Annotated in this window: 18 protein-coding genes; 12 read left to right on the plus strand and 6 right to left on the minus strand. The window is 39.0% G+C overall.

The window, feature by feature from the left end:
* Window positions 1-51: 51 nt before the first annotated feature.
* Window positions 52-1293 carry an HlyD family efflux transporter periplasmic adaptor subunit gene (locus tag ABFU83_RS13295; protein WP_347066607.1) on the minus strand — a complete coding sequence of 414 codons (1242 nt, stop codon included), beginning with the start codon at window positions 1291-1293 and terminating at the stop codon, window positions 52-54.
* Between the two features lie 147 nt (window positions 1294-1440).
* Here ABFU83_RS13295 and ABFU83_RS13300 point away from each other — a divergent pair, with 147 nt between their 5' ends.
* Window positions 1441-2796, plus strand: coding sequence for a sigma-54 dependent transcriptional regulator (locus ABFU83_RS13300; RefSeq protein WP_347066609.1), 1356 nt, complete (start codon window positions 1441-1443; stop codon window positions 2794-2796).
* Between the two features lie 11 nt (window positions 2797-2807).
* Window positions 2808-4160, plus strand: coding sequence for a HAMP domain-containing sensor histidine kinase (locus ABFU83_RS13305; protein ID WP_347066611.1), 1353 nt, complete (start codon window positions 2808-2810; stop codon window positions 4158-4160).
* A 2-nt stretch (window positions 4161-4162) separates the two neighbouring features.
* Here the strand turns inward: ABFU83_RS13305 and ABFU83_RS13310 are convergent, their stop codons facing one another.
* Genes ABFU83_RS13310 through trmB form a run of 3 tightly spaced genes read right to left on the minus strand, consistent with a single transcriptional unit; the run spans window position 4163 to window position 5813 of the window.
* Window positions 4163-4495, minus strand: a complete 333-nt coding sequence (locus tag ABFU83_RS13310) for an MGMT family protein (protein ID WP_347066613.1) — start codon at window positions 4493-4495, stop codon at window positions 4163-4165.
* On the minus strand, window positions 4495-5121 hold the full coding sequence (locus ABFU83_RS13315) for a LysE family transporter (protein WP_347066615.1): 627 nt from the start codon (window positions 5119-5121) through the stop codon (window positions 4495-4497). Before ABFU83_RS13315 ends, ABFU83_RS13310 begins: the two co-directional genes overlap by 1 nt.
* A 17-nt stretch (window positions 5122-5138) precedes the next feature.
* Entirely contained in the window at window positions 5139-5813 is a 675-nt protein-coding gene (gene trmB, locus ABFU83_RS13320) for a tRNA (guanosine(46)-N7)-methyltransferase TrmB (protein WP_347066617.1), read from the minus strand.
* 238 nt (window positions 5814-6051) lie between these two features.
* Between trmB and ABFU83_RS13325 the strand changes: the two genes are divergently transcribed.
* Complete coding sequence (locus ABFU83_RS13325) at window positions 6052-7128, plus strand: glycosyltransferase (protein ID WP_347066619.1); 1077 nt, start codon at window positions 6052-6054, stop codon at window positions 7126-7128.
* Here the strand turns inward: ABFU83_RS13325 and ABFU83_RS13330 are convergent.
* Both ABFU83_RS13330 and ABFU83_RS13335 read right to left on the minus strand, forming a co-directional pair.
* The gene (locus ABFU83_RS13330; RefSeq protein WP_136403988.1) at window positions 7093-8136 is read right to left on the minus strand and encodes a cell wall metabolism sensor histidine kinase WalK; all 1044 of its coding nucleotides are present in this window, start codon (window positions 8134-8136) and stop codon (window positions 7093-7095) included. The two genes, ABFU83_RS13325 and ABFU83_RS13330, sit on opposite strands and share 36 nt — an antisense overlap.
* A complete protein-coding gene (locus tag ABFU83_RS13335; protein WP_136403987.1) occupies window positions 8137-8820 on the minus strand; it encodes a response regulator transcription factor in 684 nt (227 codons plus the stop codon).
* Window positions 8821-9016: 196 nt separating this feature from the next.
* Between ABFU83_RS13335 and ABFU83_RS13340 the strand changes: the two genes are divergently transcribed.
* From ABFU83_RS13340 to ABFU83_RS13380, 9 genes are all read left to right on the plus strand, one after another.
* A complete protein-coding gene (locus ABFU83_RS13340) occupies window positions 9017-11767 on the plus strand; it encodes a TonB-dependent receptor (RefSeq protein WP_347066621.1) in 2751 nt (916 codons plus the stop codon).
* Window positions 11768-11966: 199 nt separating this feature from the next.
* Window positions 11967-13154 (plus strand): hypothetical protein, encoded by a 1188-nt coding sequence (locus tag ABFU83_RS13345; protein ID WP_347066622.1) that lies wholly within the window; start codon window positions 11967-11969, stop codon window positions 13152-13154.
* A 112-nt stretch (window positions 13155-13266) separates the two neighbouring features.
* The gene (locus ABFU83_RS13350) at window positions 13267-13593 is read left to right on the plus strand and encodes a T9SS type A sorting domain-containing protein (protein WP_347066624.1); all 327 of its coding nucleotides are present in this window, start codon (window positions 13267-13269) and stop codon (window positions 13591-13593) included.
* Window positions 13594-13703: 110 nt separating this feature from the next.
* Complete coding sequence (locus ABFU83_RS13355; protein WP_347066626.1) at window positions 13704-14495, plus strand: T9SS type A sorting domain-containing protein; 792 nt, start codon at window positions 13704-13706, stop codon at window positions 14493-14495.
* Window positions 14496-14631: 136 nt separating this feature from the next.
* Window positions 14632-15462 carry a T9SS type A sorting domain-containing protein gene (locus tag ABFU83_RS13360; protein WP_347066628.1) on the plus strand — a complete coding sequence of 277 codons (831 nt, stop codon included), beginning with the start codon at window positions 14632-14634 and terminating at the stop codon, window positions 15460-15462.
* A 129-nt stretch (window positions 15463-15591) separates the two neighbouring features.
* Window positions 15592-16602 (plus strand): hypothetical protein, encoded by a 1011-nt coding sequence (locus tag ABFU83_RS13365; RefSeq protein ID WP_347066630.1) that lies wholly within the window; start codon window positions 15592-15594, stop codon window positions 16600-16602.
* 12 nt (window positions 16603-16614) lie between these two features.
* Complete coding sequence (locus tag ABFU83_RS13370; protein ID WP_347066632.1) at window positions 16615-19950, plus strand: PKD domain-containing protein; 3336 nt, start codon at window positions 16615-16617, stop codon at window positions 19948-19950.
* 36 nt (window positions 19951-19986) lie between these two features.
* Window positions 19987-20937, plus strand: a complete 951-nt coding sequence (locus ABFU83_RS13375; protein ID WP_347066634.1) for a hypothetical protein — start codon at window positions 19987-19989, stop codon at window positions 20935-20937.
* Between the two features lie 83 nt (window positions 20938-21020).
* On the plus strand, window positions 21021-22001 hold the full coding sequence (locus ABFU83_RS13380) for an acyl transferase (RefSeq protein WP_347066636.1): 981 nt from the start codon (window positions 21021-21023) through the stop codon (window positions 21999-22001).
* Window positions 22002-22008: the final 7 nt, after the last annotated feature.

The raw sequence follows: 22008 nt of genomic DNA on the forward strand, positions 1-22008 counted from the left end.
TTATCCGACTTAAAAATGGTTCCGGTTAAAGTTATTATTAATTCCATTATTTTACTTGTCAAATTGTAAAACAGTCACTTCTTTATAATCCTGATAGGAAGAGGTGATTACTTTTTCGCCCTCTTTTAATCCTTCCAGTACTTCGAAATACAGCGGATTTTCCCGCCCCAACCTGATCGTACGGCGGATGGCTTTATCACCATTGACTACAAAGATCCAGTTTCCGGAGGTTTCCTGATTAAAACTTCCTTTGGGTAATACCAGCGTTTTTACACTTTCGGAAAGGGTTAATTTAACTCCAAAGCTTAAGCCCTGTTTTAAATCCAGTTCTTTGGCGTTTTCAAAACTCAACTCGACCTGAAATTTACCGTCTTTAACTTCCGGGATTACTTTGGCAATATGTACCGGGAACTGTTTCCCTTTGTATTCGATCGTTCCTTTTTGTCCAACCGATACACGTTCCAGGTAAAATTCGTCGACTTTTGCAACCAGTTTATACCCTTGCATCACATCAATTTTTCCGATACTTTCTCCAGCCTGGTAGTTTTTACCTAAAATCGGCTCGAATGAAGATAGTCGTCCGGATAAGGGTGCCGTAATTAAAAAGTTCTTTTTATTCCCTCGCAAAATATCAAGGCTTTTCTCCATCGTGGCTATCGAACGATTGATTTGCTGAATCTGAATCTGGTTGGTTTGCTTTTCTTTTTGGATGCTTTGCTGGATAATATTTTTACGTTCCTGTTGGTAACGGAAACCTTCCCGCGTCGTTTCCCATTCGTTTTTGGCAATGATTCCTTTTTTAAACAGTCGTTCATTAAGATCGTATAATTGTTTGGCCGTATTGTAATCGTGTTCGATGGCGATCAGATCTTTTGCAAGATTTAATTCCTGATTTCGGATATCCAATCGCGCTTTGTTTAGGTTATTTATTTGTTCGATCATGGAGGTCTCCTGTGTCAGGTAGCTTAATTCCGTATTCGGATTATACAGTTTGGCTAATGCTTGTCCTTTTTCGACATGCCCACCGTTTTCCACAAAAATTTCCTGTACCGAACCGCCTTCAATAATATTGATCAAAATAGAATTTAAGGGCTCGGCTTTCGCCTGAAACATAATAAAATCTTCAAAGTAGGCTTTACTTACGGTTTTGATGCTAATCTCATCTCGTTTTATATTCAGGCTTTTTTCTTTGGTGATCATGGAATAGGCAAAATAGCTAACGATCAAAAAAAGTAGCACTATCCCTATACGATAGCTATTTTTTCTATTTTTACGAGTGATAACAGTATCCATTTTTTGATTTTTTGATACGATATACAAGGACAATTTCGTGCCATTGTTTTAAAAATCAAGAACCTGCTGATTATCAATCGTTTTATAATTCGCCATGATTTTGAAGTGTTCAGTATCGGACACTTTTTTGTCCGAAACCGAACAGCCATGAAAAAAAAACAAGCCCAGATTTTAATTATCGACGATCAGGATGATATTCTTTTAGCCGCAAAACTGCTGTTAAAAAAACATTTTGAAACCATTCATACCGCCAATTCGCCCAAAAAATTGGTGCAATTGCTCGCCGATAATCCAATTGATGTGGTTCTTTTGGATATGAATTATCGTATCGGTTTTGAAGACGGACGGGAAGGGATTCACTGGTTAAAGGAAATTAAGTTGCTTACACCAAATACGGTCGTCATCCTGATGACGGCTTTTGGCAAGGTCGAAACAGCTGTCGAGGGACTTAAATCCGGTGCTTTCGATTATGTGATGAAACCCTGGGACAATGATAAATTACTTACTGTGATCAACAATGCTGTAGCACAAAGTCGGAAAGAGCAAAAAAAGAATCCACCACAACTTCAAACCGGTCAGTCGGTTTTTATGGGCAATGCTCCCAAGATCAAACAGGCGTATGCCATTGCCGACAAAGTGGCCAAAACGGATGCCAATGTACTTATCCTTGGTGAAAACGGAACCGGAAAGTATGTTTTTGCCGATTATATTCACCGGCATTCCGACCGGAAAGACCAGCCGTTTATCGCAGTTGACCTCGGTTCGTTAAATGAAAATATTTTTGAAAGTGAATTGTTCGGTTATGCGAAAGGTGCTTTTACCGATGCCAAATCCGATACCGCCGGGCGTTTTGAAGCCGCACAGGGCGGAACGATTTTTCTGGACGAAATCGGGAATGTTCCGTTGCATTTGCAATCCAAATTATTACAGGTTATCCAGAATAAAACCGTTACCCGATTGGGCGAGGCCAAAGCCCGACCTTTGAATGTGCGTATCATCACCGCGACCAACCTCGATTTAAAACAGGAAGTAGCGGCAAAAAATTTCCGGGAAGATTTGTTTTATCGAATCAATACCATGACGATTCCATTGCCACCTTTACGCGAACGAAACGAGGATATTATTCCGCTTGCCCACTTTTTATTGGCACAATTAGCTGCGAAATATGGTCGTGAGGAATTGCAATTTCAGGAGAAAGCACTGGAAAATATGGAAAAGCATCGTTGGAATGGCAATATCCGTGAAATGGAAAACCGAATCGAAAGAGCGGTCATCCTTTGTGAAGAGGCGACCATCACGGCTTCCGATCTGGATCTGACTGCCATTTCCGAGCCGGACAACGTAACCGAAGACCTGCAATTATCGGATCTGGAAAAGCGAACCATCGAAAAAACATTGCACAAACATCAGTATAACATTAGCAAAACAGCCGAAGAATTGGGCCTTTCGCGAGCGGCTTTATACCGCCGGATCGAAAAATTCGGAATTGACACCAACGATTAAATCCGCCGTTTATGACACAATCCTGGAAAATACACCATGCCTTTTTTATCCGTTTATTAGTACTTCTGGTACTTCTCGGAAGTTGTATCGTATTGTTTCAAAAACAACTTTACTATACCTTATTTGGTTTCGTTTTTTTTGGAATCTTACTCACGCTGGAAATGTATTATTTTATCCGAAATGCTTTTTTATTTTACGATAAAACCATCACCGCTATTTTACAGCAGGATTATTCGGCCAGTTATTCCGACGCGTATAAAACCGGAAATTACAGCAAATTGCACCAGCTTTACGAAACGCTAAAAGAACGGAGAAACGAACAAACGTCCAAAGAACTCGTGTACCGAACCATTTTAAACAATATCGATAGCGGTGTTTTAATCCTTGAAAAAAAAGATGCGGAATGGGGTATTTTTTTGATGAACGATTATTTTTCAAATCAGTTTACCGTGCCAAAGGTTTCCAAATGGCATTATCTGAAAAAGCAGATTCCATCATTTTGTTCGGCTATCGAGCAATTTGATTTTCAGGAAGTGAAAACATCTGTTCAGATTCGGGCGAATGCCGATGCGGAATTTCAGACGTTCCGCTTACAGGCGTCTTTAAGTAAGAGCTACAATACCGAATATTATATTATTTTTCTGGATTCCATTCAAAAGGTAATTGAGAAAAAAGAGAAAGAAGCCTGGATTAATCTGATGAAGGTGATTTCACATGAATTATTAAACTCGCTGACACCGATTCGTTCGCTGTCGCAGAATTTACAGGAAATTGTAGATCAGGATGCTTTAAGTTCCGAAGATCTGGAGGATATCCGGTTAAGTCTTTCGACGATTATCAACCGAAGTGATCATCTTCAATTCTTTGTCGACAATTACCGGAAACTGGCGATGTTACCATCACCGCAAAAGGAAAAAACCGCTTTACTATCGCTTGTAAAATCTTGTGTCGATACCATGATGCCCTTGTTTAAAACGCATGGCATTAGCGTCCATAACAAAATCGATTTTGACCGCTGGCTGTATGTCGACCGCAACCAATTGGAACAGGTTATACTGAATTTGCTGACCAATAGTATGTATGCGTTAACCGGAGATTCGACGGATTCGAAAGTAATTGAACTATCCGCATCGGTGGCCAATAACCGTTTGTTTATTGTGATTTCCGATAATGGTGCCGGAATTGAAAAGGAGATTCAGGATAAAATTTTCCTTCCGTTTTTTACCACGCGAAAAGAAGGTGCCGGGATTGGTTTGACGCTATCCAAAAATATCATTGAAGCCCATGGCGGTTATCTGAACTACCAACGCGACAGCACGCATACGACATTTGTTATTAGTCTGATTGAAAAAGAAAATTCGTAGTATTACAACTGTATTTCCGGTTGCCAGAATAGTTTTTCGAAGTGCACCACCTGGTTGTTTTTTACTTTAACACCTTCGCTTTCGAGTAATTGCTGCATCAGATTGGTTCCCTCGAAATGGTGTTTACCGGTGAGCATTCCCACGCGGTTTACGACGCGATGTGCCGGAACATCATCTTTCCCATGTGCTGCATTCATCGCCCAGCCGACCATTCGTGCCGAACGCGCCGCACCCAACGTTTTCGCAATGGCTCCATAAGATGTTACCCGTCCGTACGGAATTAGACGTACCACTTCATACACCCGTTCAAAGAAATTTTCATTTTCGGCTTTCATTATCCCAAATTATTATTGATCAACTTAATTAGGGTAACAATAGAAACCAGTCCGGTTATGGTTCCGATAATATAATTGATATTATTGATCAGAAAGGATGGTTTTTCGCCTTCTTTTTTCTTAAAAAACAGTATATAGAGGTAAAATACCAAAAACGATCCGATAACAGCTCCTAATACAAACAGGGAAATATAGGATTGGTTAAAAAAGAAATAGCCGTTTCGCGACAACCATACACTGATAAAGACATAATACGGAATCGGAAAAAGATTAAGTGCCGACAGTAACATTCCCAAAAAGAAACGACTGGTTTTGCTTTTCATTTTAAGCTCTTCCTTCGGTTTCTTTGGCTTGTTGGCAATCGTAAAAAAATAGAGCGTTAGCAACACAAAAATCCCAAGTCCAATTTCCTGCAACAGGTTAATGATCTCCGGATTTCGGTCGATAAATTTGGCAAACAATACTGCCAGATACGTTTGAAAAAATACGGTAAACGTAGCGCCCAATGCAAACATCAATGCCTTACTTCTACCATCCCGCACACTTAGTTTTGCAGCCGTCATATTGAGCAGACCGGGTGGTGTGATCCCAATCGAAGCCACTGTAAAACCAAGTATGAGGGGCATGAAATAATGCATTTATTTTATTTTATTTTGAATTGGATATAGGTTATCGCTTTATTTTGTTCTAAGTATTGTTGTTCGTAAAACGTCTGAATGGCTGTTACTACTTCCGGCGCTCCTTCGTTTTTGTAAACATTATGATTGGCATACAACACTTCGTGCCCTTCGCCGTGTAATAATCCCAACGTATAACCGTGCATAAATTCGCTATCGGTTTTCAGATTCATGATCCCGTCTTTTTTCAGGATTTTTTTATAGCGCTGTAAGAACTCCGAGTTCGTCATACGGTGTTTCGTACGCTTGTATTTGATTTGCGGATCCGGGAATGTAATCCAGATTTCGTCTACTTCTGCTGCTGCAAATACATATTCCAGTAATTCAATCTGCGTTCGTATAAAGGCAACATTTGACAGTCCATTTTCAACAGCTGTTTTGGCTCCCCGCCAAAATCGCGCCCCTTTTATATCAATTCCGATAAAATTTTTATCCGGGTAACGCGTGGCCAGTCCAACGGAGTATTCCCCTTTTCCACATCCCAATTCCAACACCAACGGGTTATCATTTTTAAAAACCTCCTGTTTCCATTTGCCTTTAAACGGAAAAGTATTGGACACCACCTCTTCCCGAGTTGGCTGAAATACGTTCCCAAATGTCTCGTTCTCCTTAAATCTTTTTAATTTATTTTTACTTCCCACGACTAAACTTAAAATTTTGGTAAAATTACGGAAATATCCAAGAACTAAAATAGTTTTACTTTGCAGTTATTAAATAAGTTATCAAAAACGATCTTATTTAGATCCGGATAACCGGATTGGTTTACGCTTCCCGTTATGCATCGCAGGTTTTTATAAAGACCTGTTATTTCAGGGGTTGATTTGTGTCTTTTGGATTGCCCGCGGGGTAAAATGAAAAACTTTTGGAATATTTAGTACAATGCATAAAGAACGAAAAAAAAGAATTCTGGTCGCTCCATTAAATTGGGGCCTTGGGCATGCCACGCGTTGCATCCCGGTTATTGAGGCTTTGGAAAATCACGGATTTCAGCCAGTGATTGCTTCCGATGGTGTTGCGTTGTCGCTGTTAGAAAAAGAATTTCCGCACCTGCAAGCCTTGGAACTTCCTTCTTATAAAATCCAGTATGCTCAAAACGGAGCTAATTTTAAATGGAAAATGATCCGTCAGATTCCAAATATGTACCGCGCCATGCGGGACGAACGGAAAATGGTGGAACGCTGGATTCAGGAAGAAGCCATCGACGGGATTATTTCCGACAACCGACTGGGTGTTTTTTCTTCAAAAGTTCCTTCGGTTTTTATTACGCACCAATTGAATGTTTTAACCGGAAACACCTCCTGGATTACGACTAAAATCCACCATCAGTTTATCCGAAAATACCGAGAATGCTGGGTTCCGGATATCGCCGGAAGTCCGAATCTTTCCGGAAAACTGGGTCATACGGAAACGCCGGTAACCAATGTAAAATATATTGGTCCGTTAAGTCGTTTGCACAAAAAGACCGTCGAGCCCTTATATGATCTGATGGTTATTCTGTCCGGACCGGAACCACAACGGACATTACTGGAAGAAAAATTAAAACTGGAACTGAACTATTTTGAAGGTAAAATCCTTTTTATCCGTGGTGTGATTGAAGAAGAACAAACTATCTCGCGACGCCTGAATTTCACCTGCTATAATTTTATGAATACGGAAGAACTGGAAATAGCCTTTAACCAGAGTAAAATGGTATTGAGTCGTTCCGGATATACCACCATTATGGATTTGGCGCATTTGGGCAAAAAAGCCTTTTTTATTCCAACTCCAGGTCAATATGAACAAGAATATCTGGCCAAAAAACTAAAGAAAAAAGGTTTAGTCCCTTATGCCAAACAAGACGAATTTAAAGTTGGCGATTTAAATCAGGTGGATATGTATAAAGGACTCAAAAATATCACTCAGGAAATCACCTGGCGTCAGTTATTTTGTCTTTTCGAGCGTAAAGGAAAACTCTGATCCGACACCGATTTTACTTTCTACATAAATACGTTCGTCGTGCGCTTCGATGATGTGCTTTACGATGGCCAATCCCAAACCGGAACCGCCTTCGGAGCGCGCACCACTTTTGTCCACACGGAAGAATCGTTCGAATAAACGGGAAATAAACTGCTTTTGAATTCCTTCCCCATTATCGGTTACACGAATAATCACTTTGTTATTGACCAAATCCTCGATACTGATTTCGGTTGTTCCGTTTTCTTTTCCGTATTTGATGGAATTTTCAACAAGATTGGTCACTACCTGCTGGATGCGCTCTTTATCGGCAAAAACCTTTACCGGCTTAGTATATTTCCGATCAAACATCAGTATAATGTTTTTCTGATCGGCACGCATTTCCAGAAGATCCAAAACATTCTGGATCACATCTACAATATTGAATTCGGTAAATTCCAGATTTAGGTCGCCCGTTTCGAGCTTGGTGATCATATCCAGATCTTTTACGATATAGATCAATCGTTCGACTCCTTTTTCGGCGCGTTGCAGGTATTTTTTGCGGATGGTTTTATCGTTCATCGCCCCGTCCAGTAAGGTAAGCAGATAGCCCTGAACGGTGAACAACGGTGTTTTTAATTCGTGAGAAACATTCCCCAGAAATTCCCGACGGTATTCCTCACGAATTTTTAACGTTTCAATTTCTATTTTTTTGTCTTTTGCAAATTTCTGTACTTCGTTCATCAGTGTCGCCATATCGGTTGTAACCGGCTGACTTCTGAGTGTGGTCGAATCCAGTAACGACACGTCGTCATAGATTTTTTTAACCCGTCGGTAGATAAAGCGTTCTACGCGGTATTGCAGTACGAAAAAGGAAAAAAAGTAAACGCCTGAAGCAAAAATAATACAGAATTTATAGTTCAGTTCATAAAACCAATACGTCAATCCTGCGATTAATAAGGTGGAAAAAAGGGTAATATAGAACGCAGATTTGACCGCAAATCTGTATGATTTTTTAAAGCTTATGGACATTTATATCTCTAATTTGTAACCGACTCCTTTGATGGTTTTAAATAGATCGTCTCCGATTTTTTCTCTTAGTTTTCGGATATGAACGTCGATTGTTCGGCCGCCAACCACTACTTCGTTACCCCATACTTTGTCGAGAATTTCTTCTCGTTTGAATACTTTTCCGGGTTTGGAAGCCAAAAGGTAGAACAATTCAAATTCTTTACGCGGCAGGATAATTTCTTCTCCTTCTTTTACAATTTTGTATTCTTCGCGGTTGATTTCAATTTCACCTACCCGTAATACATCACCTTGTTGCTCATCTTCTTTTAAGCGACGCAATAAAGCTTTTACCTTACTCACCAGAACTTTCGGTTTAATCGGTTTGGCGATGTAATCGTCGGCTCCGGCATCGAATCCTGCTACTTGTGAATAATCTTCACTTCTTGCGGTCAGGAATGTTATGATCACATTGGCCAGTTCCGGGATTTTACGGATGTTTTCGCACGCTTCCATCCCATCCATTTCGGGCATCATCACATCCATAATGATCAACTGTGGCATTTCCTTTTTAGCTTTTAAAATGGCCTCTTTACCATTGCTTGCCGTTACGATCTGATAACCTTCCTGTGATAGATTATACCCTACGATTTCGAGGATATCCTGCTCATCATCAACCAATAAAATCTTAATGTCTTTTTTCTTCATAATGGACACTCTATGTGTGTTTTCGGGTTGTAAAGGTAAAGATAATACAAAACGATTATATGTGTTAACGATTATTTAATCTGTTAACGATTTCGTAATACATTCCCAACAAAACGATAACAGGTTACTAACTTCAGGTTAACTTCGAAAGGGTTCCTTTGCGCAAAATTTAATACAACACGTAAACAACAACACAATGAAACTTAAGTTATTACTAACAACATTATTGTTCACGGTCTTCGCCTTTGCTCAAAAAGGGACTGTTAAAGGTACGATAACAGACAAGGAGATGAACAATGAGCCACTTCCTTTTGCCAGCGTAACAATTAAAGGTACAACAATTGGCGCAAATACCGACGAAAAAGGGACATTTAGTTTGAGCGTTCCGGAAGGAAACCACATTCTAATGATTGCCTTCTTAGGATATCAAACCGTAGAAGTGCCTTTTAAAATTGCTTCGGGCGAAACGAAGACAATTGACAAAGCACTAGGTACTGCCGGTGTACAACTGGAAGATGTGGTTTTAAAAATCGAAACCAACCGTCAGAAAGAAAGCGCGCTTTTAGTAGAACAGAAAAAAGCCATCGAAATAAAACAAAGTATCGGAGCACAGGAACTTTCCCGTAAAGGCGTGAGCGATGTAGCTACTGCGGTTACCAAAACGACCGGTATTACCAAACAGGAAGGTTCCGGAAATATCTATGTGAGAGGTTTGGGCGACCGTTATAATTCGACTACAATGAACGGCTTACCTATCCCTTCAAACGATCCGGAAAAGAAAAACATCCGATTGGATATTTTCCCAACCGATATCGTAGAATATGTATCGATCGACAAAGTATATAACGGAAAAACGTCGGGTGATTTTGCCGGAGGTAACGTCGATATCGTTTCCAAAGATTACAAAGGAAAAGGATTTTTACGTCTGGATATTGGTTCCAACGCCAACACCAATGCATTGGCCGAAGACAACTTCCGCCTTCCAAAAGGGCCAAACAGTTTCGGCTTTAGCAATCCGGCTAATCCGAAAACGATTTCAACTTATGATTTCAACACCTTGCAATTTGAAGGAAAAACTCCGGTAGCCGGTTCTTTCGGAATCTCAGGAGGTAAATCGTTCGACATCGGTTCGGAAAGCAAATTGAGTATTTTCGCCACCGGATCTTTCGGAAACGAATACACCTCAAAACGCGACGGAAGCGCTAAAGGTAGCGTAAACGGTGACGGAAGTTTGGTAAACCGAAACTTCAAGACCTTCTCTTCTATGGGTTACAATACGAATACAACCGGATTGGTGAATGTGGGTTACAAAATCAACAACAATCATAAAGTAAGCTTTAACTCTTTATTTATCAATACATCCAGCCAGGTTAAAGACGAGTATTTCGGTTATATCGCCGATCTTGCCGACGCTGGTAACGGATTGATTCGCCGTTCAGAATATGTAAAAAACACCTTATTCGTAAACCAATTATTAGGCGAACACACGCTTAGTGATCGTTCTAAATTCAATTGGGGTGTTGCTCAAAACAACATCACTGGTGACACTCCGGACAGGATGTATAACACCTTACGAAAAAACGATACCGGATACACCATCATCAGTCAGTCAAAACCGGACAACCACCGTTATTTCCAACGTCTAAAAGAATACGAAACGGTTGCTACGGCTTCGGTTGACTATAAGTTCCACAAAACCAACGGTGGCGATTTTAGAGGTAAATTTACAGCCGGTTATAACGGTCGTTTTAAAAACAGAGATTTTAAAGCCACTCAGTTTAACTTTAAAACATTTGGCCCTTACACGACCACTATTGTAGATCCTGACAACCTGGATTTATTCTATAACCAACAAAATCTAAGCAATGGTTATTTTGAAATCAGTACGTTTGTTGGAAATGCTGAAATCGCAAACGCACTTGATCCTCAGAAATATTCCGGAGAACAATTCATCCACGGTGGTTATTTGAACACCGAATACAAATTCAGCGACAAATTAACTGCTGTTTTAGGATTACGTGCCGAGTATATCTTTCAGAAAGTAGATTGGAAAACGCAATTGGATCCAGTTGGGGACAAAGATGAATTCAAAAAAACAACCTTCCTTCCAAACTTGATCATGAAATACGAACTAAACGAAAAACAAAACCTTCGTTTAGGAATGAGCAAAACCTACACTTTACCACAGTTTAAAGAAAGAGCTTTGTTTATCTATGAAGATGTAACTGAAGTAAAAGTAGGTAACCCGGATTTATATCCTTCCGACAACTATAATTTAGACCTGAAATGGGAAATGTTCCCGAAAAGCGAAGAGTTGATTTCGTTTACTGCTTTCGGAAAATACATCTTAAATCCGATTAACGAAGTAACAATCGCTTCTTCTACCAACGATATTTCCTTTATAAACACCGGAGATCGCGGTTATGTTGCCGGAGCCGAAGCCGAATTCCGTAAACTGATCTTCCAATCGGGCGAAAACAACAGTAAAAAAGTAACAGCCGGAATCAACGCTTCTTATATGTATACCACTCAGGACTTAAACGGTTCGAAAGTGGACAAAGAGACGCGTTATAATGTTGACTTTACCAAATCGAAAAGTGCCTTTACCGGAGCATCGCCTTTATTACTAAATGCTGACGTATCGTTCTTTAAAGAATGGAACAACAAAGAATCGAACATCTCCACTACTTTAGCCTACTCATATTTCTCGGATCGTATCTATGCTTTAGGGACCAACTTACGCGGTGATCAGGTGGACAAAGCTGTAGGAACCTTAGATTTTATTGTAAAATCAAAAATCAATAAAAACTTAGGTATCGGACTAATGGCTAAAAACATTTTAAATCCTAAAATCGAACGCGTACAGGAAAACAACAACGGTGATGTTACCTTGTTAACCTATACCAAAGGAATGAACCTGAGCTTTAACATCAACTACCAGTTTTAATTTAAATAGAAAATGATACCTGAAGGAGCGATAATTCGCTCCTTCTTTTTTGAAGTAAAGTTGGCTTAACAAACGAAACATTAGCTTAATAATTACTTCTTTATATGTTAATCCAACCGTGACAATGGCTTAACCCGCTTTAAAAAAAAACGAAGCACTTTTGCATCAAACATAACTAAAAAATTATTCAGAAAACAAAATGAAAAAATCAATCGTAAAATTATTTGTAATTTTCGCAGTAACTGCAGGAACTTTAGCAAGTTGTTCTTCGTCTGACGAGAGCACACCAAGCGGACCTTCTTCTTCTTTCACAGCTAACGCTAATGATTTTAAAGGAACGATCAACGACGGTGTAGTAACTTTAGTTGCAGGAGCAACTTACAAGCTTACTGGAAAAATCCAAGTAAATAGCGGTGCTACTTTAACTATTCCTGCCGGAACAAGAATCGAAGGAACCGGAGGAACATCTGCTTATATCGCAGTAGCACAAGGGGGTAAAATCAACATTTTAGGAACCGCTGCAAATCCGGTAGTTATGACCAGTGGTTTGACAACTAAAAATGCTGGTGACTGGGGAGGTTTAGTAATTTGTGGAAAAGCACCAATCAACAGAGGAACGGTTACAGCGCAATCTGAAGTTGCTGACTTAACATACGGTGGTACTGTTGCAAACGATAATTCTGGTGTAATTCAATATTTAAGAATAGAATATTCTGGTGCTGCTTTCAACACTGAAAAAGAATTCAACGGAGTTTCTTTCTTCGGAGTTGGTTCTGGTACTGTAGTTGAAAACGTAGAGGTTTACCACGGTGCTGATGACGGATTCGAATTTTTCGGAGGAACCGTTAACACTTCAAACTTAATTTCTATCGGAAACGAGGATGATCAATTTGACTGGACTGAAGGATGGAATGGTACTAACACCAACTGGTATGGTAAACTTGCTTTCGGAAAAGGAAACAGAGGTATCGAGGCTGATAACTATGAGTTCAACTTTGATGCAAACCCGGTTTCCAACCCAACAATCACAAACTTAACTTTAATCGGTGCCGGAAGTGCTGCTGACGCAACTGCTTACCCAGAAAATCAGGCTTTAAAACTAAGAAGAGGAACTAAAGGTATGTTCAGCAACGTGGTATTGAAAGATTTCAAAACCGGATATGATGTAGAACACGATCAAACCATCTCTTTCGTAGGTACTACTTTAAAAGGGACAAACACTAAATTCGAAGGAATAGGATCAAACGCAAAAGGTAAGAAAACAGACGGTTCTTCTGTTACCAACGAAGTAATTAATCCTGTATTCACAGAATCGGCTGCTGCAACAGGAGCCGGAAACGGAACTGCTACTCCAAGCTGGGCTACCGGATGGACTGTAGGATTCTAATAAAAATATAATTATAGTCTTTTTCAAAAAAATATCTCTCTTTAACTAGAGGGATATTTTTTTTGGTATAACTTTTGAAGTTTTTTTATATCTTTATACCCTATTCAGACCTATGAAGAAAAATTACTTTTATATTATCTTAGTTGCCTTTTTTCTGTTTTCTGCCAATTTATTCGCGCAGGAAGGAAAAGGTTCTTCGGGTACCACTATCGAAGGTCTAAACATTTATCCAAATCCAACCAACGGGGACAAAATATACATTACTTCCAAATCGGCACAAGATAAAGAAGTTGAAATTTTTGATGTATTAGGCAAACGTATTTTACAAGCTACTTTAAACTCAAAAGAGCTGAATATCGCCAATTTAAACACCGGTGTTTATATCATCAAAATCAAAGAAGGCGAAGCTTCCGCAACAAGAAAGCTTATTATCAAATAGTTAACAAAGGGTTATTTCTTACATTTAACCATAATTTTACATTAAAAGTTTTCATTTATCACGAAATACTTCTTAACTTTGTTGTCCACTTTTTAAAAACAATTCAAGACATGAAAAAACTTTACACTTTATTAGCAACTGTTGCATTATCGTATGCTGTCAATGCTCAAAACTTAATACCTAACGGTGGATTTGAAAACTGGACTGCTGGTGCTCCTGACTCATGGACAGTAACTGTTCCTGCAAACGGAGGATCTGTTACTCTTGAAACTGCGGCTGGTAACGTACACGGTGGTACAAGTTCAGCTAAATTTACAGCACCTGCTGGAACAGGTAACGTAAGAGCTGGTGTTGCTGACTTTGCTGTAGTTGCTGGTCACCAATACACATTGACATACTGGTACAAAGACGAAACAGACAATGCTAAAGGAAGACACTGGGGAGCTTGGAGAACTAGCTCAGCTGGTATCACTGACACTTCATTACAACCTGACTATTATGGAAACACTACAGGATGGCAACAAGTTTCTGTAACGGCTACTGCTCCAGCTGGTGCAACTATCTTGCGTTTTGACTTCCGTGTATACCAAGACACTGGAAACTCAGGAGCTATATATTATGATGACGTAACTTTAGTAGATAACACACTAGGATTACAAGAAAATGCTATCGCTGGTTTAAAAGTATACCCTAACCCGGTATCTGGAAACAACTTCTATATTTCATCTGATGCTTCAGCTGTAAAATCAGTTGCTGTTTATGATGTATTAGGAAAACAAGTAATCAATACACGTGTTGAAAACGAAGCTGCTATCAACGTTTCTAACTTAAACGCTGGTGTTTATATCGTTAAAATCACTGAAGAAGGAAAAACGGCTACTAGAAAATTAGTTATCAAATAATTTCTCTTCACACTATATAGAAAAGCGTCAACAATGTTGACGCTTTTTTTATGCTCTAATTTTAAAACTTAAACTACCCTTTACCTTAAGATGATCAAAAGCCAACATCAGGTCGCTATCTTGCCAACAAAAAACCATGAGACAAATTTACCTGGCTTTATTCAGCATCGCATTGAGCGTAACCGCTAACGCCCAAACGAACTTAATTCCAAACGGGAATTTTGAAACCTGGACCAACAACACGACTCCAAGCGGATTTACACCTGTAAACACGGAAACCTTCTCGGCTAATAATTTTATTACACGCGAAACCAGTATCTTTAAAAGCGGCGCATCAGCTGTAAAACATCAATCACAGGACGATACACAAACCGTAAGTCCGAATGATCTAATCCCGGTTACTCCCGGAAATAACTACACTATTTCCTACTGGTTTTTGGATAACGATACCAAAGCCCGTAGCCGTGCCTGGCATTCCTGGGTTAACATTTCCAACGGAAACGAATCGGAACTAACCGACCACAGAGATGCATTACACCCAACAACATATTCCAGCAACAATGCACAATGGGTACAAGTAACTTTTACCCTAACCGCTCCAACAAATGCGACACATTTCCGTTTTCAGGCGCGTACCTACAGACAATCAGCAACCAGCGTTGGTGGCTTTATTTACTATGATGATTTTTCAATGGTAAACAACACCCCAATGGGACTAACCGATCACCAAATCGACGGTTTAAAATTATACCCGAATCCGGCCAGCAACAATGATAACCTTTATATTACTTCGACAACAGGATCTGATAAAACAATTGAGATTTATGATATCCTTGGAAAACAGGTTCTGAATTTGAAATCCGAAAACAACAACCCTATTCAGCTTTCCAATCTAAACACCGGAGTGTATCTTTTAAAAATTACAGAAGAAGGAAAAACCGCCACACAAAAACTGATCATCAAATAACAGCCTCCATATTCTTAACCTTATCGAGCACCAACGAATGTTGGTGCTTTTTTTTATTTTAAAACATATTGTTATTTTTAAAACAATTTATTTTCTTAATTTGTCAGAAATTTTTTAAATCTAATTTATATGAAAACAAAACTACTTTTAACAGGGTTCTTTTTAAGCGGATTTCTATCATTAAATGCACAAAACGTAGCTTCTAATTCAACCGTCACAAGTGGTGGTCTACAATCCGGTAGTAATGGAGAAGGCAATACTTTTTATGGTTATCAAGCCGGCATGTCAACAAACAATATTACATTCAGCAACAACACCTTTATTGGCCACTCAGCCGGAAGAACAAATACTTCCGGCAAACAAAATGTCTTTATCGGCAATCATTCAGGTATAGACAATACAACAGGAACAAACAATCTCTTTATTGGCTATGGTTCTGGCTCTAATAATACTACGGGCAATCAAAACACATATATAGGCAGCCTAGCCGGTGCATTTGCCCCTGGATCGACAAATACTTTTATAGGATATGGATCAGGTCGAGAAAATGATGGCAATAACAATACATTTATTGGTATCAATGCAGGAGCAGAAAGCAGAGGTTCAGGCAATGTATTGATTGGAGCATATGTTGCACTAAGTTATGATATCGACAATAAGCTTTATATTGACAACAAAGAAACTGATACTCCTTTAATATGGGGTGATTTTACAGCCAGTCAATTAAAACTAAACGGAAAAGTAGGTATCGGAAGCACATTTGGCAATTTCCCAACAACAGCCGGTGGTGTTAATCTAAACAATTATAGTCTTTTTGTAAAAGGAGGTATATTAACGGAAGAAGTACGTGTGAATCTTCAATCTGCCTGGGCGGATTATGTATTTCAACCGGAGTACCAATTACCGACACTAAACGAAGTAGAAAAACATATTCAGGAAAAAGGTCGCTTAATAAATGTGCCATCGGCAGCACAAATTGCAGAAGAAGGAATTGCTATTGGTGAAATGCTTAAAATCCAACAGGAAAAAATCGAAGAATTAACCCTGTACATCATTGAGCAAAATAAAACCAATGAAAAACAAGCTAAAGACATTGAAGAATTAAAAAAACTTGTAAACAATCTGACAAATAACAAATAATCCTTTAACAGCATGAAAAAACAATACCTTACTATCCTTATAGTACTGTTAATCGCTATAAAAGGATTTGCACAATCGGAACCCTGTCTTACCGATGAACTGATGCGCAATGCACTAAAAGAAAATCCTTCGATCCAAAATTATCTGGACGAGATGGATCGAACAATAAATCAGACTCAAAATCAGAGTTCCAAGTTAGCTGCATCTGCAATGATAACGATCCCTGTGGTTGTTTATATTGTACACGGAGGGGTTAATAATCCTGAAAACATTTCAGACAATCAGGTTACCAGTCAGATAACAGCCTTAAACTCCTATTTCAATCCACATGGAATTAATTTTTGCCTAGCAACAAAAGCTGGTAATATAGCAATCCCATCAAGCGGAGGAACACAAACAACTCCCGGTATAGTACACCTCTTAAGTACAGCTTTAACCGATCATGATGCTCAAACCGAACAACAAAATTTAGTCAATATAGCCGGAACCACAATTTCTTCAAATCGTTACTTAAGGATCTGGGTTGTAAAAAGCATTAGCAACACCGGTGCTGCGGGAACTACTTTAGGATACTCTATGTTTCCAAATACTTCCCCCATATTTGATGGTGTCGTTATCAGATCTGATGTTTTTGGAAGTGCTCAATATTGCCAAAATTGCAATCTAATGCCAAACTACAACTTGGGTAAAACACTCGTTCACGAAGTTGGTCACTTCCTGGGACTGTATCATACATTCCATGAGGGCTGTACAGAACTAAACAATTCAAACTGCAATCTAGCCGGAGATCGTATTTGCGATACACCACCTACTGAAACCGCAAATTTCCTATGCATCAACAAAGACACCTGTATAGAGCCAAACAACCAACCAGACGACATACACAATCATATGGATTATGGTGACGACAATTGCTCAACACACTTCTCCGAAGGGCAACGTTCTAGAATGTTCGCCACCTTATTCACATATAGATACGAATTATTCGATACCGACAATTCAATTTATACCGGTATTTGTAACTATCAAAACATGATATCGGCAACTTTTTCAGCAAGCAATTATGCTCCTTGCCAAGGAACAACGGTTACATTTTCACCAACCATGACCGGTTCGAATATAACATACCTTTGGAACTTTGGCGATCCAGCCTCCGGAAATAACAATACCTCAACATTACAAAACCCCACACACTTATTTTCCTCTGTAAGCAATTCTCCCTATAATGTCACATTAACGATTAATAACGGCACCTCATCATCCACTTCGGCTAAACAAATCTTTAATTCTTTGTGCCAACCAATACAAAATGAAGACAATTCCTGGTATTTCAGTACCTATAACGGGCTTAATTTCAACACTGGAACTCCCCTATACAATTCTTCCATCCCTTTCACTAATACAATGCAGGAGGCTTGTTCTGTACAAAATGATCCTTCCGGGAATGTATTGTTCTACACCAACGGGATCAATGTCTGGAACAAAAACCACATACTAATTAACAATTCCAATTCCATAAAAGGTGACACTAGTTCTGCTAGTGGCGCAATAACTGTAAAAAATCCAGCCAACAACAATCAGTATTACATCTTCACAAAAGGTTCAGATCTAACAAATAACGGTTTTAGGTACAGCATTATAAACAACTCAAATGGCGTAATTTCCATGTCATCTACCGTAGGCCAACCCATTACCTTTCCAAACGGTTACTTAACCGGTGACAACAACTCCATATTAGGAGGTGAAGGCGTTAGTGCTGCACAACATTGTGATGGCTATTGGATCGTTACATCGTCACGTAAATCTTCAGGTTATTTTTTAGTTGTCTACTCTTTAACCTCTTCCGGATTGAGCTTTATTAATGAAACTGCCCTGCCCACTAATATTACCCGAAATCTATCTACAATAGAGTTTTCACCTAACGGCAATAAAATAGCCTATATCAACAGAGCAGGCACGGTGCTTTTATTTGATTTCAATAAGTTTACTGGAGCAGTATCAAATATGAAATCAACAAGCTCAAATGAACTTTACTACTCAGGTTCATTTAGCCCTGACTCTGCTCTTTTCTATTACGGCGCCGGAAGCAAAGTATATCAAATAAATGCGAATGCAGTAAATCCAAATGAAAGTCGTATGACTATTTTTAACGGTAGTGCAACCATTAATGGATTTCAAAAAGGTCCTGATAACAAAATATATTTAAGCTTCACAAATTCAAAACTTGCCGTAATACACAATCCAAATATCATAGCTACACCAGATAATGCTAATGCCTGTAATTTTACCCCTAACGGGCCAATTTTACAACAATCTTTATCTTATGCTTTACCGAACATGGTTGATGCGAAAATAGAAACAGCTTTTAACAACACCATAAGTCATAGTGCTAACGGGTGCCTAACCTATAAATTCAACGCAAATGTTTGTGCCGCAGCTTTTAGCTGGAATTTTGGAGACTCAGCATCAGGAGCAAATAACATCTCAACCCTGGCTAATCCGTCACATACTTTTTCAAGTGCCGGCACCTATACCATAACTTTAATTTCCGGTGGAAATACGATAACCAAAACCATAACGGTAGGCATGGCATCTGTAAATATCCTGGGAAGTACATCTGCCTGTTCTACAAACAGTAATGCAACCAATAATTTTGTTGTATTAGAAGAGGGACAAAGAGCGCAATGGTCTATAACATCAGGAGCAGGGTCTATTAACGGATTAAACAACCAGTCTAACATGCTTGTTAATTGGACGTCACTTCCAGGAACTATTTCAGTTACCGTTACCGATGTTAATGGCTGTACCAGTACAGCGACAAAGACTATTACAGCGAACTGCAACCCAACAACAAACTGCGATAACGATCTGGTTTTAAATACAACCGAAGCGACCAACACTACGCATCAGGTTTCAAATACGATTACTTTAAATGGTAATTACACTATAAACAGTGGTATCAATGTAAATTTAAAAGCCGGAAATACGATTATTTTTAAACCGAATAGCGTGGTAAAAAGCGGTGCCATTATGCTGGCTAAAATCGAAAATTGTCCGGAACAAAAAACAGTATTTGAAGATCTGAAAATGGCTCCAGAAACAGCTATAGACCAAATCCGACTTTATCCAAATCCGACTACAAGCCGTATAACAATTGAAACATCGGGTGCACCAATGACAGAGATCGCTATTAGTTCTTTTGAAGGAAAATCAATTTCTATCCAGAAATTAAAAGAAAGTACACAATTATACCAAATCGATATGTCCGATTTACAAAACGGGATTTACTTCCTAACAATCAAATCAAACACCGGCGAACTAGTAACGAAAAAAATAATTAAACAATAACATAATATGTGCTCTAAATATTTTATAACTCTCAGTTTGACATTTGCAATCAATATTATAAACGCTCAAAGCATTGCGACTTCATCAATAACAAGTGGCGGGCTTGAAGCAGGATCTAACGGTCAAAAAAATACTTTCTATGGTTATCAATCCGGAAAAATAAACACTTCTTCCGGTATTTCTAATTCTTTTTTTGGGCATCAAACCGGAATTGCAAATACAAATGGCCATTCAAATACTTTTATTGGAAATGCTGCCGGCATTACCAATACTACAGGGGCATCAAATGTCTATCTTGGACACGAAAGTGGAAAAGCTAGTTCTAGCGGAAATGAAAACGTTTATCTCGGTGTTTATGCTGGTGGCGAAAATGAAAGCGGTAGTGGCAATACTTTTATTGGTCATAATGCCGGTGGCGAGGCGCAGGGTTCCAACAATATCTTTATAGGCAGCTATTCAGGTTATTACGAACACACTAGCAACAAATTAATCATTAATAACAGTTTCAATACAAGTCCGCTTATTTGGGGTGATTTCACCTCAGATCTACTAAAACTAAACGGAAAAGTAGGCATTGGAACCGCTTTTGGTAATTTCCCAACAACTGCCGGTGGCGTTACTATTAGTAATTATAGTCTGTTTGTTAAAGGAGGAATCTTAACCGAAGAAGTCCGTGTAAATCTTCAATCTGCCTGGGCCGATTACGTTTTCCAACCGGAATACAAATTACCAACACTTGCTGAAGTTGAAAAACACATTCTGGATAAAGGTCATTTGATCAACGTTCCATCTGCTACTCAGGTTGCAGAAGAAGGAATTGCCTTAGGCGAGATGACCAAAATCCAACAGGAAAAAATCGAAGAGTTAACACTCTATATTCTTCAGCAAAACAAAATAAATGAAGTTCAAAATCAGAAACTGGAAAAACAATCAAAGGAAATAGACGAACTTAAAAAACTTGTACAAAATCTTATTGACAAGAAGTAAGCCGTTTCCGATATTTTTTTTCAAAAGCACCAACTCGCGTTGGTGCTTTTTTATTTTGTATTTTTGCTCAAAAAGTTATAATCTTGATCACTTCTGCCGATATCTTTCAGATTGCCTCTAAAAAGGAATTTGAAAAAACCACGCTCAAAGTCTTCCGTCATCAGTTCGACAACAATAGTGTCTATCGGGATTTTTGCACCCTTTTAAAAAAGGATAAAACCAATGTCAAACAGATACAAGACATTCCGTTTTTACCCATCCAGTTTTTTAAAAGTCACGAGGTGGTAAGTAGTACCGATCCGGTTCAGACTACCTTTACAAGCAGCGGAACTACAGGAACAACGACGAGTCGGCATTTGGTAACCGACTTACAGTATTACGAAGAAAGTTTCCGACTCGGCTTTTCGCAATTCTACGGCAATATTGAAGATTATGTAGTTTTGGCACTTTTGCCCTCCTATCTGGAACGTGAAGGCTCTTCCCTTATCTATATGGTCGAAGATCTGATACAACGCTCCAACCAACCGGATAGCGGCTTCTACCTGAACAATTACGACGAACTGATAACCAAGTTAATCCAACTCGATAACGAAGGTCAGAACGTAATCCTGATTGGCGTTACTTATGCGCTATTGGATCTGATCGAAATGCAATCGTTCGAACTAAAAAATACAATCATCATGGAAACCGGCGGAATGAAAGGACGCCGTAAAGAGATTATCCGCGAAGAATTGCACGCTATTTTATGCAAGGGTTTTGGTGTTTCTAAAATTCACTCCGAATATGGCATGACAGAATTACTTTCGCAGGCGTATTCGTTAGGCGATGGCGTTTTCGAATGCCCGCCCTGGATGGATATCCTGATTCGCGATACGGAAGATGCGCTATCCTATATTGAAACCGGCAAAACCGGTGGTATTAATGTGATTGATCTGGCCAATATCAATTCCTGTTCGTTTATTGCCACACAGGATTTAGGCAAAAAATATGCAAACCATTCTTTTGAAGTACTCGGACGGTTTGACAATTCCGATATACGAGGTTGTAACCTGATGGTATTATAAAATAAAA

Origin of the sequence: Flavobacterium sp. WV_118_3 (assembly GCF_039778605.1) — a bacterium.
Classification (GTDB): Bacteria; Bacteroidota; Bacteroidia; order Flavobacteriales; family Flavobacteriaceae; genus Flavobacterium.